At 72.0% G+C, this 13,105-nt stretch carries 10 protein-coding genes; 6 read left to right on the top strand and 4 right to left on the bottom strand.

Features of this window, described 5'->3' with window-relative positions; genetic code table 11:
* Positions 1-110 precede the first annotated feature (110 nt).
* Positions 111-1,001: a LysR family transcriptional regulator gene (locus C1N81_RS38670; protein ID WP_394436061.1), complete on the top strand. Its 891-nt coding sequence runs from the start codon at positions 111-113 to the stop codon at positions 999-1,001.
* A 20-nt stretch (positions 1,002-1,021) separates the two neighbouring features.
* Here C1N81_RS38670 and C1N81_RS38675 read toward each other — a convergent pair whose 3' ends face one another.
* Positions 1,022-1,438, bottom strand: coding sequence for a DoxX family protein (locus tag C1N81_RS38675; RefSeq protein ID WP_394436062.1), 417 nt, complete (start codon positions 1,436-1,438; stop codon positions 1,022-1,024).
* Positions 1,439-1,493: 55 nt separating this feature from the next.
* On the bottom strand, positions 1,494-2,309 hold the full coding sequence (locus tag C1N81_RS38680) for a DUF1206 domain-containing protein (protein WP_394438529.1): 816 nt from the start codon (positions 2,307-2,309) through the stop codon (positions 1,494-1,496).
* A gap of 314 nt (positions 2,310-2,623) precedes the next feature.
* On the opposite strand from C1N81_RS38680, the gene C1N81_RS38685 reads away from it, so the two are divergent.
* Both C1N81_RS38685 and C1N81_RS38690 read left to right on the top strand, forming a co-directional pair.
* A complete protein-coding gene (locus C1N81_RS38685; RefSeq protein WP_394436063.1) occupies positions 2,624-5,632 on the top strand; it encodes a family 16 glycoside hydrolase in 3,009 nt (1,002 codons plus the stop codon).
* A 174-nt stretch (positions 5,633-5,806) separates the two neighbouring features.
* On the top strand, positions 5,807-7,318 hold the full coding sequence (locus C1N81_RS38690; RefSeq protein ID WP_394436064.1) for an MFS transporter: 1,512 nt from the start codon (positions 5,807-5,809) through the stop codon (positions 7,316-7,318).
* 75 nt (positions 7,319-7,393) lie between these two features.
* On the opposite strand, the gene C1N81_RS38695 is transcribed toward C1N81_RS38690, so the two are convergent.
* Entirely contained in the window at positions 7,394-8,674 is a 1,281-nt protein-coding gene (locus C1N81_RS38695; protein ID WP_394436065.1) for a YeeE/YedE family protein, read from the bottom strand.
* A 395-nt stretch (positions 8,675-9,069) separates the two neighbouring features.
* On the opposite strand from C1N81_RS38695, the gene C1N81_RS38700 reads away from it, so the two are divergent.
* Entirely contained in the window at positions 9,070-9,933 is an 864-nt protein-coding gene (locus C1N81_RS38700) for a SigB/SigF/SigG family RNA polymerase sigma factor (protein WP_394436066.1), read from the top strand.
* A gap of 200 nt (positions 9,934-10,133) precedes the next feature.
* Positions 10,134-11,294: an FUSC family protein gene (locus tag C1N81_RS38705; RefSeq protein WP_394436067.1), complete on the top strand. Its 1,161-nt coding sequence runs from the start codon at positions 10,134-10,136 to the stop codon at positions 11,292-11,294.
* 10 nt (positions 11,295-11,304) lie between these two features.
* Here C1N81_RS38705 and C1N81_RS38710 read toward each other — a convergent pair whose 3' ends face one another.
* Complete coding sequence (locus C1N81_RS38710; RefSeq protein WP_394436068.1) at positions 11,305-11,691, bottom strand: hypothetical protein; 387 nt, start codon at positions 11,689-11,691, stop codon at positions 11,305-11,307.
* Positions 11,692-11,915: 224 nt separating this feature from the next.
* On the opposite strand from C1N81_RS38710, the gene C1N81_RS38715 reads away from it, so the two are divergent.
* A complete protein-coding gene (locus tag C1N81_RS38715) occupies positions 11,916-13,100 on the top strand; it encodes an alcohol dehydrogenase catalytic domain-containing protein (RefSeq protein ID WP_394436069.1) in 1,185 nt (394 codons plus the stop codon).
* The last annotated feature ends 5 nt before the right edge of the window (positions 13,101-13,105 follow it).

The raw sequence follows: 13,105 nt of genomic DNA on the forward strand, positions 1-13,105 counted from the left end.
ATCGAAAAGAAGATCCGTGAGCCGGACAGCTCCCAATGTGCGCCGCGTCGGCGATCGCGTCCAACGAATCTTCCAGCTGGCAGCGATCTGGATGTGCGATAGTTGCGGCCGTGGAGCTACGCCATCTCGAGTACTTCGTCGCCGTCGCCGAGGAGCAGAACTTCACGCGCGCGGCGGCCCGGCTGCACATCGTCCAGTCGGCGGTCTCCGCCGCGGTGAAGGCGCTGGAGCGCGAGCTCGACGCCCGCCTCCTCGACCGCAACTCCAAGCGGGTGCTGCTCACCGACGCGGGCCGGGCGCTGCTGCCCCGGGCCCGGATCGCCCTCGACGCCGCCCGGGACGCGGCGGACGCCGTCGCCGAGGTGCGCGGCGGGCTGCGCGGCACCCTGCGGATCGGCACGCTGACCTCGATCCGGCTGATCGACCTGCCCGCCCTGCTCGGCGAGTTCCACCGCCGCCACCCGGGCGTGCAGCTGCAGATCAGCGTGGCGCCGACCGGTTCGCGCGGGCACCTGGAGGCGCTCGTCGAACGCCGCCTCGACCTGGCCTTCGTCTCCCTGCCCGGCCCGCGCCCGCCGGGGATCGAACTGCTGCCGCTGACCGGCTCGACGCTGTACCTGGTCGTGCCGCCCGGCCATCCGCTCGCCGGGCGCGAGGAGGTGGAGATCGGTGAACTGGCGGGGCTCCGCTTCATCGACTGCCCGGTCGGCTACGGGAACCGGGCCGTCGCCGACCGGGCCTTCGCGGCGGCCGGGGTGCCGCGCCACGTCACCATCGAGATCACGGACATCGCGACCAGCGCGGACTACGTGCGTGCGGGGCTCGGCGTCGCACTGCTCCCGCGCTTCCTCGCCGACACCGCGCACGGTCTGTCGGTGATCCCCGTGAGCGGCGCCGACCTGCACTGGCCGCTCTCCCTCGCGGCGCCCGCCGACCGTACGCGGAGCGCCGCGGCGCGTGCGCTGACCGAGCTGCTGCGGGAGTTCGTGCCGTCGCGGTGAGCCCGGACCACCGGCCCCGCTCAGGCCGCGTCGCGCGCCACCTTCCGCGCCCACAGCACCAGCGGCACCTGGAGCGGCACCCGGGCGGCGGCCACGCGGCGCAGTGCGGCCGGGCGGTCGCGCCAGTCCCAGGCCATCTTCACGTTGGCGGGCGCGACGGCGACGAAGAAGGCGGCCGTGGCGTTCGCCGTCCGCTCCCGTGTGCGGGGCAGCGCGATCCCGGCCGCGAGCGCCAGCTCGACCGCGCCGCTGGCGTAGGTCCAGGCGCGCGGCGAGCCCGGCAGCGTACGCGGCACGATCGAGTCGAAGGGCTTCGGCAGCAGGAAGTGGGTGACCCCGGCACCGGCCAGGAGACCGGCGAGGAGCTGGGGCGAACGGACGCGGCGCAAAGGGGCCTCCGGGGGCGTGGGCAGGGCTGCGGACGGGTGCTGCCGCATGATCCTACTGACCGGTAAGTAAGAATGCAGCCCCGCTCGCCCCGACTCCCTGCTCTCAGACCCTGCGGTACCGCGCCAGCGCGAACGAGAACAGCCCGAACAGCAGCAGCCCGAACGCGACGAGCGCCAGGAGCCACGGCCCCGCCGGTGTCCCGGCGAAGGAGCGCAGGGTGCCGTCGACGCCCTTGGCCTCGTCCGGGTCGTACTGCGCGGCGGCGATCAGGACGAAGACGCCCGCGCCCGCGTAGATGAGGCCGCGCGCCACGCCGCCGCTGACGCCGAGCACGTCGATGCCCCGGCGCACGTGCCGCGACATCTGCGCCTTCTTCAGGTGCTTGTGATACTTGCGCAGCGCCGCCCGCACCCCGACGCCGATCCCGATGCCGATGATCACGAGCCCGGCGATGCCGACGAGCCAGCGTCCCGCCGGGAGGTCGAGCGCACGGGCCGTGAAGTCGTGCGACTTGGCGTCGCTGCCCTTGTTCTTGCGGGCGGACGCCGCGAACGACAGCACGGAGTACGCCATGAACCCGTAGAAGACGAACCGCACGGCGGACAGCGCGCGCTTGCCCGGCTTGTCGCCCTTCGGGCCCGCCGAGCCGAACAGCGCCTCGCTGAGCCGCCACAGCGCCATGCCCACCAGGCCGATCCCGACGGCCCAGACAAGGACCCTGCCGAACGGCTGCTGGGCCAGTTCGCGGATGGCGCCGCTGCTGTCGGCCTCCTGGTTCTCGCCGCCGAACGCCACGCGCAGCGCCAGTACGCCGATCAGGACGTACAGCACTCCGCGCGCGGCCAGTCCGACGCGCGCACCGGTGTCGACGACCGAACTGTTCGCCGCCTGCCGGGCCTTGGCCTTGCCCGCCCCCATGTTGGTTCTCACGTGCCCTCCTCATGCTGCCGTCGCGCGCGGTTCGGCGCAGGGACGACGACTTCCCCGCTCCGCGCCCCACATGCGGTGACGCACGACACGAGCGGAAGGGTGGGGCCGCAGGGGCCGAGGAGGCGCAGGAAAAGATCCCGGCCGGACTTTGAACTCGTTGAGTACAAAGTATGGACGAGCTGAGCAGAAGTCTTCTAGCGTTGCGGCGCAACCGTAGGAGCCCCGGCTTCCGCACCCCCGCGGGGCCGTTCAGCTCGACCGGAGTGCGATCCGGCGGTCTCCGGTCCCGTCCTGGAGGACCGATGCATCCACGGCTGTTCCGCCGCGCCCGCAGACACCTCACCACGCTGCTCGTCGGCGGCTTCCTGGCCGGAGGTGTCTGGGCGGCGCCCCCGTCCGTCGCCGCCGCCGACATACCGCCCCAGGAACCCGGTGTCACGCTGCGCGTCTTCGACACCCAGGTCCCGCTCAGCAAGCTGTGCACGCTCAAGCCCGGCCAGACCCCCAACCACGACAAGCTGATGACGACCGTGGACTGGTCCACGACCGAGGACTTCGGCGGGTTCGCCGACAACTTCACGGCACAGGCGTCCGGTTACCTCGTCGTCCCGAGCGACGGGACGTACAGCTTCCGGCTCACCAGTGACGACGGCTCGCGTCTCACCATCGACGACCGCGAGGTCATCGACCACGACGGACTGCACGGCGCCGAGCCGAAGGACGGGGCGGTCCAGCTCACCGCCGGATCGCACCCGTTCCGCATCGACTACTTCGAGGCGGGCGGCGGCCAGCAGCTCACCCTCTCCTGGAAGCCGCCGGGCGCCGCCGACTTCACCGTCGTCCCGAACGAGTCGCTGACCACCGACGCGGGCGTCGTCCGGGTCACCGCGCCCGGCCGCAAGGAGTGCGAGGCCGGGGCGGACAGCCCCGGCGACGGACTCCCGCTGACCGGCGTACGGCCCGACCTCGACCTGACCGATCTGCGCCCCGACGGGTTCGAGCCGCAGGTCACCGGTATGGACTGGCTGCCCGACGGCCGTCTCGCGCTCAGCACCTGGGGCGGCACGGACAACGTGGCGGGGGAGGTGTACCTCCTCGACCACGTCACGGGGAAGACGGACCGCACGAAGGTCGGCGTCACGAAGATCGCGAGCGGGCTGCGCGAGCCCATGGGCCTCAAGTACGTCGACGGGTCCCTGTACGTCTCGCAGAAGCACGAGCTGACGCGACTCGTCGACACGGACAAGGACGGGGTCACCGACGAGTACGAGACCGTCGCGACCTTCCCGTGGGGCAAGAACTTCCACGAGTTCGCCTTCGGCCTGCTCTACCGCGACGGCTACTTCTACGTGAACCTCTCCGTCGCCATCAACTACGGCGGCGCCACCACCACCCCGCAGCCCGTCGAGGGGCGCGGCACCACGTACAAGATCAGCAAGAAGACGGGGAAGCTGCACGCGGTCGCGGGCGGTCTGCGGACCCCGAACGGGATCGGCTGGGGGCCCGAGGGCTCGATCTTCACCGCTGACAACCAGGGCGGCTGGCTGCCCGCGTCCAAGCTCGTCCAGATCAAGCAGGACCGCTTCTTCAACCACTACACCGAGCCGTCCGGCCGCTTCGACGACAAGCCCGTCACCCAGCCGGTGCTCTGGCTGCCGCAGAACGAGATAGCCAACTCGCCCAGCACCCCGCTGTACTTGACCAAGGGGCGGTTCGCCGGGCAGATGCTCTTCGGCGACGTCACCTACGGCGGTCTCCAGCGCGGCTACCTGGAGAAGGTGAAGGGGGAGTACCAGGGCGCCGTCTTCCGCTACACGCAAGGGCTGGAGGCCGGGGTCAACCGCATCACCATGGGCCCCGACGGCGCGATCTACGCGGGCGGGCTCGGCGCCGACGGCAACTGGGGCCAGGAGGGCAAGCTCCGCTTCGGCCTGCAGAAGCTGACCCCGAACGGCGGCAACACGTTCGACATCAAGGAGATGCGCGCCGTCCCCGGCGGCTTCGACCTGGAGTACACGCAGCCCGTCTCGCAGGAGACCGCCGACAAGCTCGCCGAGCGCTACACCGCCGAGCAGTGGCGCTACACCCCGACCAGCGACTACGGCGGCCCGAAGATCGCCGAGGAGCAGCTGACCGTGCGCTCGGCGACCCTCGCCGACAAGGGCCGCACGGTGAAGCTGCGGCTCGACGGCCTCAAGCCGGACCGCGTCGTGCACGTCCGCTCGCCGCGCCCCTTCGCCTCCGCGTCCGGCGAGACCCTGTGGAGCACGGAGGCCTGGTACACGCTCAACGCCATGCCGGGCAAGCAGCCGCCGGCCGCCGTCCAGTACGAGGCCGAGGAGGCGCGCCTCACGGGTACGGCCGGGATCAACCGCGACCACACCGGCTTCTCGGGCAGTGGCTTCGTCGACCGCTACCACACCGAGGGCAAGGCCGCCACGACCTTCGACGTGACGGTCCCCAAGGCCGGCGACTACGACGTGAACCTGCGCTACTCCAACGGCCCCGACCCCTTCCAGGGCGCCAAGTCCCTCTCCCTGTACGCCAACGGGAAGAAGCTGCGCCAGAGCTCGCTGCCCTCGACCGGCACCTGGGACATCTGGTCGACGAAGACGGAGCGCGTCACCCTGCGCGCGGGCAAGAACACGATCGCCTACCGCTTCGACACCGGCGACGCGGGCCACGTCAACCTCGACCTGATCACCGTGCGCCCGCACGGCGCGCGGGTCGCCCTCTTCGACGGCACCGCCGCGTCGCAGGCCCAGTGGCAGCACCCGGACGGCCGGAACAGCGAATGGCCGCTCGCCGCCGAGCAGTCGATGGAGGTGTGCTGCGGCGACCTCCGCACCAAGGACGCCTACCAGGACTTCACCCTGCACGCCGAGTTCCGCGTCCCGCTCCTGCCGGACGACGTCACCGGGCAGGACCGCGGCAACAGCGGCATCTACCTCCAGGACCGCTACGAGCTCCAGATCCTGGACTCGTTCGGCGACACGACCCTCGACACCAATGAGGCGGGAGCGATCTATCTGAAGAAGGCGCCGGACGTCAACGCGGCGAAGGCGCCCGAGACCTGGCAGACCTACGACATCACGTTCCGCGCGGCGCGCTTCGACGACCAGGGGAAGAAGACCGCCGACGCCCGGGTGACCGTGGTGTGGAACGGCAAGAAGGTCCACGACGACATCGCCCTCGACGGCGCGACCGCCGGTGCGGGTGCGCCGGAAGGCCCGGCGGCCGGGGCGATCCGTCTCCAGGACCACGGGAACAAGGTGCGTTTCCGCAACATCCGGGTGACGCCGCTCGGTTGACCCCGAAGGAAAGGAGTACGTGAGCGCGCCGCGTCCCGGGTCCGCCCGGGGCGCGGCGCGCCGCGTGCCCCGGGCCGCGTGAGTTAGGTCACCGACACCGCTCTGGGCGGTGAAGTACGTGTATCCGCCTGTCATCATGCGAGGACATCACTTGATGACAGGAACGGGAAAACCTTGCCTCCCTCCGTACCGGTGCCCGCGCCGCCCGCGTCCTCGACCGCCGTCGAACTGCGCTACCAGCGCGCGCTCGTGCCCGTCCTCGTCTCGCTCGGCATGCTCGTCGCCGTCGTCAGCAGCCTCGGCGCACCGCTGATCCCGACCATCGCCGCCGAGAACCACGTCGCCCTGTCCAGCGCGCAATGGGCGCTGACCGTGACGATGCTGGTCGGCGCCGTCGCCACCCCCGTCATGGGGCGCCTGGGCGACGGACCGCACCGCAAACGCGTGATCCTCACCGGCCTCGCCGCCGTCATGGCGGGCAGCCTCCTCGCGGCGCTCCCGCTCGGCTTCCCCTGCCTGCTCGTCGGCCGCGCGCTGCAAGGCGTCGGCATGGGGCTCGTCCCGCTCGCCATCGCCACGGCGCGCGACGCGCTCCCCCCGCACCAGGCGCGCTCGGCGGTCGCGACCCTCTCCCTGACCACCGCAGCGGGCATCGGCCTCGGCTACCCGGTCACCGGGCTCTTCGCCGAGTACCTCGGCATGTACGCCGGGTTCTGGTTCGCGCTCGCCACGGCCGTCGCCGCGTTCGCCGCGACCTGGATCGTCGTGCCCGCGCCCCCGCACCGCCCCACCACCCCGATGGACTTCCCCGGCGCCCTGCTCCTCGCCGCCGGCATGGCGGCGCTCCTGCTCGCCCTGGCCGAGGGCGAACGCTGGGGCTGGACGTCGCCGGGCCTGCTCGCGCTCGCCGCCGCGGCCGTCCTCCTGCTCGCCGGCTGGGTGGCGCACTCGCTGCGCGCGACGCATCCGCTGGTCCGGGTCAGCCTCGTCAAGGACCGGGGCGTGCTCGTCGCCAACCTGACCACCATGGTCGGCGGCGTCGGCACGTACCTGCTCATCGCCCTGGTGACGCGGTACGTGCAGACGCCCGAGTCCGCCGGCTACGGCTTCGGCGCCTCGATCGTCGTCACCGGCCTTCTGCTCGTGCCGTTCTCCGCCGCCAGCCTGGTCACCGGCCGTCTGGTCCGCGCCCTCGGCGCCGCCGCCACCCCCGCCCGGATGCTGCCGCTCGGCTGCCTCCTGTCGCTGGCCGGGCTCGTCTGCTTCCTGCTCGCCCGCTCCAGCCTCTGGGGCATCGGCGTCATGATGGCCCTGGCCGGGCTCGGCGTGGGCGTCACCTTCGCCGTCACCCCCGGCCTGATCGTCGGCGGGGTGCCCGCGGCCGAGACGGGCAGCGCCATGAGCTTCAACCAGGTCGTGAAGTACATCGGCTACTCGACCGGCAGCGCGCTCAGCGCGGTCGTCCTCCAGGCGCACACCGCCCCGGGCGCCGCGCTCCCCGCGAACGACGGCTATCGCACAGCGGGCCTCGTCGGCTGCGGCGCGTTCCTCGTCACCGGCATCATCGCCGTCGTCCTGACGCGCTTCGGGAGGTCCGCGCGGCCGTCCGTCGTGGCGGCGGGGCAGAGCGCGGCGCCGGAACCGGAGCCCAGCGCAGGGCGCGGGACGAAGACGAGCCGCCCGTGACCGGCCCCGCCGCCCGCAAGGGGGTCCCCAGCCGCGACGAATCGTGCGCGGGCGGCTCGCACTGAAGGGACCGGGTCAGCAGACGCTGTCCGTCGGCTTCGGGTTGCCCAGGCCGAACAGCGGGCGCAGCCGCAGCCCCGCCCACGTACCGAGGATCGCGACGGCGCCCCAGATCCAGCCGTGCAGGGAGCCCGAGGCGATGCCCGCGAGGTAGGCGCCGATGTTGCAGCCGCCGGCGAGCCGCGCCCCGATGCCCATCAGGATGCCGCCGAGCACCGCGGCGAGCGCCGTACGGGCCGGGATGCCGCGGTGCAGCTTCCACACACCGCCCGCGGCGGCGGCCACGGCGGCGCCGACCATGATGCCGATGTCGGTGAGGCTGTTCTTGTCGGCGAGCACGGGCCCCGACAGCTGCGCGGCGCTGTTCGGCTGCTGCCAGTACGCCCACGTCTCGGGGGAGCCGCCGAGGGCGCCCACGATTTTGGAGCCCCACAGCGAGAAGGCGCTGGTGATGCCCCAGGCGCCGCCCGAGACGAGCAGGACACCGGCGCCGAGCACGGCTAGGACGACGGCGCCGACGGCCAGCGGCCAGGAGCCGCGGACCGTACGGGCGAGGGCGCCGCGGGCGGACGGCGGTGTGCCGATCGGCGGCGGGTTGCGGCGGGCCTGGACGGCGCGCGCGACGAACCAGATCGCGGCGAGGACCACGATGGTCACCGCCCAGGAGCCGAACCAGCCGACGTGGTCGGAGAGCAGGAACGGGTCGAGCGCGGGCAGGTCGTTCCAGAGCGAGAACTGCCAGGCGGCGAGCGTCGAACCGGTGATGAAGCCGAAGAGGGTGAGCACGATCGTGCTCTGCCCCGAACCGACGGCGAACAGCGTGCCGGAGGCGCAGGCGCCGCCGAGCTGCATGCCGATGGCGAAGAGGAAGGCGCCGACGAGGAGGCCCACGCCGATCGGGCCCGCGCTGGGCGCGGGCACCGAGCCGAACAGGCCGCTGCCGGTACCGATGATCAGCGCGAAGAGCGTCGCGGTGGAGCCGAGGAGCAGCGTGTGGGCGCGGAGCCCGGTGCCGTTGCCGACGGCGACGAGCTGGCGCCAGGCGGACGTGAACCCGAACCGCGAGTGGAAGAGGGCGAAGCCGAGCCCGATGCCGAGGAGGAGCAGGACGCCGGGCTTGGCGCCGTGCTCGGCGAAGACGTACGCGGCGAGGGCCAGGCCGATGATGCCCGCGCCGATCAGCGGAGCGCGCCGGACCCGGGGCGCCGGTGCGGCGGCGGGGGCGGGCGAGGAGGTGGGGACGGGCGGGAGCAGGGTGGCCCGGGGCGGCGCCCCGGGGGAGGGAGCGGTGGTCAAGAGGGGTCTCCGAGGCAGGGAGGGAGAGAGGGTCGGACAGCGGGTGCCTGCGCGGGGAAGGAGCCCCGGGCGGCGTGCGTCAGCGGCGACAGAGCGCGTCGTCGACGCTCCACGCGGTGGCCGCGAAGAGCGCGAGAGCCAGCTGGCGGGCGGGTCCGAACATGTGAACCACCATAGGGAGCCGGGCGGGCGAAGCCCCAATGCGTCTCACATGGCGGGCATATACATGGACACCGGAAGGGTCCTGGCCAGGGGCGCGGGCCCGGCGCGGGACCGCGTTCGAACCCCCGCCCGATCTCTGGTAAAAACCGCAGGTGTGTGGCGTCGCGAAACGGGTAACCGGCGCGCGACGGGGGACGTCAGGCCAAGCTCGATTTCACAAGGAGCGGGACTCAATGATCACCGTGACGGCTCAGGAACAGACCCGGTCCGGCCGGGTTTCGGAGGACCTGGTCGAGCGCGCATACACGGATCCGTCGTCCATCGCGCCGAAGGACGCGCGGGAGATCGGCAAGCGGTTCTTCGACCGCTTGGGTCAGCTCGAGGAGGGCACGCACGAGTACAGCTACGTGCGCAACTGCCTCATCGAGATGAACCTCTCCCTGGTGCAGTACGCGGCGTCGAGGTTCAAGCACCGCGGCCAGCAGGAGATGGAGGACATCGTCCAGGTCGGCACCATCGGCCTGATCAAGGCGATCGACCGGTTCGAGCTGAGCCGCGAGGTGGAGTTCACCTCGTTCGCCGTGCCCTACATCACCGGCGAGATCAAGCGTTTCTTCCGTGACACCTCGTGGGCCGTCCATGTGCCGCGCCGCCTCCAGGAGGCCCGGCTCGAACTGTCCCGGGCCACCGAGGAGCTGCGCTCCCGCCTCGGCCGCTCGCCCTCCACGGCGGAGCTGGCCGAGCTGATGCAGCTGGAGCCCGCCGAGGTCGCGCAGGCCCAGATGGCGTCCAACGGCTACAACGCGGTCTCCCTGGACGCGGCGGTCAACGGCCAGGACGACGAGTCGGACACCATGCTGGCCGACTTCATCGGCGTCGACGAGCACTCCTTCGAGCTCGTCGAGAACTTCCACTCGCTGGCCCCGCTCATCGCGGACCTCGACGAGCGGGACCGCAGGCTGCTGCACCTGCGCTTCGTCGAGGAGCGCACCCAGCAGCAGATCGCCGACGAGCTGGGCTGCTCGCAGATGCACGTCTCCCGGCTGATCACCCGTGTGGTGAGCAAGCTCCGCGCCGGGCTGCTCGCCACCGACTGACCCGCCCTCGGCACGACCGCACGACCGCACCACCGCACCACCCGTCTCTCATCCGGACGAAGGCGCTGCCGCGTACCTCGCGTGGCAGCGCCTTCGTCCTGTTTCAGTGCGCTTGTTGCGGGTTACCTGATCTGTCCGGTTCCCGCCACCCTGCGCGGGACCCGCTCGGAACAGGCACGGAAAGGACGACAAAGCGCGTAATGGGTCGGTTGAAGAATGCCTGGGCCTGGCTCAGGCGGGCGTGGAGCTCGTCCGGGCACGAGCGCCAGACGGTCCTCATCGTCGGCAAGAGCGTGCTGGCCGCCACGCTCGCCTGGTGGGTCTCGCACGACCTCGTGCACGCGACCTCACCGGCGTTCGCGCCGTTCTCCGCGGTGCTGACCATGTCCGTCACCATCCACCGTTCGGTGTGGCAGACGCTGCGCTACGTCGCCGCCGTCGTCGTCGGTGTGGCGGTGCAGGCGGCGATCGGGTTCACCGCGGGGCCCGACCTGTTCGCCTTCGTCATCGTCGGCGTCATCGCGCTGGCCCTGAGCCAGGTGCGCACGCTGGGGGAGCAGGCGCCGCAGGTCGCCACGGCCGCGTTCTTCGCGTTCTCGGTCTACTCGCAGTCCACCTCCAACACCGACCGGGTTCAGCAGCTGACCCAGATCGTCCTGCTCGTGCTCATCGGCTGTGGCATCGGCCTGATCGTGAACCTGACCATCGCGCCGCCCCTGCGCTACCGCAGCGCCGAGCAGGGGCTGCACGTCCTGGCCGCCGAGATGGAGACCCTCCTCGACGACATGGCGGACGGGCTCGCCGGCAGCGACGTCAGCGAGGAGCGCGCGGACCGGTGGCGGGCCGCCGGTGAACGCGCCCAGACGGCGGTGGGCCAGGCCCGCGCCGGTCTGAGCACGGCGGAGAACAGCCTGCCGTTCAACCCGCGGCGCCTGCTGCCCGCCCACCGCGACCATCTGACCTTCACCCGCTACCGCCAGGTTCTGGCCGCCATGGAACGGGCGGTGTACCAGCTGGCGTCGCTGACCCGCAGCCTCGGCCGCTGGCAGGAGGCCGAGCAGACGTACACGTTCAAGCCGGTCCTGACGGCCTACGGTGAGTTCGCCGCGCGCCTGCGCGACCTCGCGCACGTCATCGCGGAGCTCGACAGCGACACCCTCACCGAGCAGGCGGAGGAGATGCGCGAGCTGACGGACCGGGCGCAGAAGGCGCTCCAGGACGTCCTCGACATGGCCTCGGAGTACGGGCTGCCGCTGGCCGACGCGACCCGCCCGTACGGGGTCCTCGTCGTCGAGGCCACCCGTCTGATGGAGGAGTTCCAGCACACCTGCGACGTCCTGCGGGACACCGCCGACGTCTGAGCGGCCGCGGTCAGCGGGCGGAGGTGAGCCGGTACTGGCACTCGCGTTCCTGGTCCCCGGAGACCGAGCCCGCGTCCTCGACGGTGTACGCCTCCGCGAGCGCCGTCCGCACCGTGGTCACGTCGTGCGGCGCGCCCTGCGCGGTCACGCAGACCGCCCCGTCGAGACCCTGCGCGCGCGCCGTCGCCGCCCTGGCCGAACCGGTGGGGGTCACATCGAGCTCGGCGGTCCAGACCGTGGCCCGCGTGTGCTCCTCGCCCGGCGTGGACTGGGCGGGGGAGCGGTCGGTGAACTCCGTGGCGAGAAGCGCGAGGACCCGGTGGGCGTCGTCGTCGGAGCAGTCGCTGAGGGTCACGGTGACCGGATGGTCGGGGGCGGTCGGGTCGGTCGCGTTCATATGGGTCTCCTGGGCTCGGCGGGTCTCCGCCCAGCGTGACCCACCGGGACGCCCCGCGCACCCAGTGACATCCGCGGACGCGCATCAAGGTCCCCGGCACGGGTACGCGGGACGCCGTTCATATGGCGAGGCGGCGCACGGTGTGAGCCCCTGGTAGGGGGCCGCGCCCAAGCCGTGGTCCGCTGAGCCCCACCCGCAGGCAACTCATCGCTGGGAGGAGCGGCATGCGCGCTCTGACGTGGCAAGGAAAGCGCGACGTGAGGGTCGAGGAGGTTCCCGACCCCCGTATCGAGAAGCCCGACGACATCATCGTCCAGGTGACGTCCACCGGGATCTGCGGGTCCGACCTGCACCTGTACGAGGTCCTCGGCCCGTACCTGGACCCGGGCGACATCCTCGGGCACGAGGCGATGGGCGTCGTCGCGGAGGTCGGTCCGGAGGTCACCGCACTGGCGGTCGGCGACCGGGTCGTCATCCCGTTCAACGTCTCCTGCAACGACTGCTTCATGTGCGACCAGGGCCTGCAGTCGCAGTGCGAGACGACGCAGGTGAGGTCCATGGGCAGCGGCGCCGCCCTGTTCGGCTACACCAAGCTGTACGGGCAGGTGCCCGGCGGGCAGGCGGAGTTCCTGCGCGTGCCCTTCGGCAACAAGCTGCCCATCAAGGTGGAGCACGGCCCGTCGGACGACCGGTTCGTCTTCCTCTCCGACGTGCTGCCCACCGCCTGGCAGGCCGTCGCCTACGCCGACATCCCGCCGGGCGGCAGCGTCACCGTCCTCGGCCAGGGCCCCATCGGTGACATGGCCGCCAGGATCGCCCGGCTGCGCGGCGCGGAGACGGTCATCGGCGTCGACCTCGTCGACACCCGGCTGGAGCGGGCCCGGCGCAACGGCTTCACCACCCTGGACGTGCGCGAGCACGAGAAGGACCTGGGCGACGCCGTGCGCGACCTGACCGACGGCCGGGGCACGGACGCCGTCATCGACGCCGTCGGCATCGAGGCGCACGGCGCCCCGGTCGCCCAGGCCGCGCAGTGGGTCAACGGGCTCCTGCCCGACAAGCTCGCCCGGCCCCTGATGGAGAAGGTCGGCATCGACCGCATGGGTGCCCTGCTCGCCGGCATCGACGCCGTGCGCCGCGGCGGCACGCTGTCCATCAGCGGCGTCTACGGCGGCGCCGCGAGCCCCATGCCGCTGCTCACCATGTTCGACAAGCAGATCCAGATCCGGATGGGCCAGGCCAACGTGTGGCGCTGGGTCGAGGACATCCTGCCGCACCTCACCGACGAGGACCCGCTCGGCGTCGACGGCTTCGCCACGCACCACCTGCCGCTGTCCCAGGGACCGGAGGCGTACGCGACCTTCCAGGCCAAGGAGGACGGCATGGTGAAGACCCTCCTGACGCCCTGACCACG

This window comes from Streptomyces sp. SGAir0957, assembly GCF_043523415.1.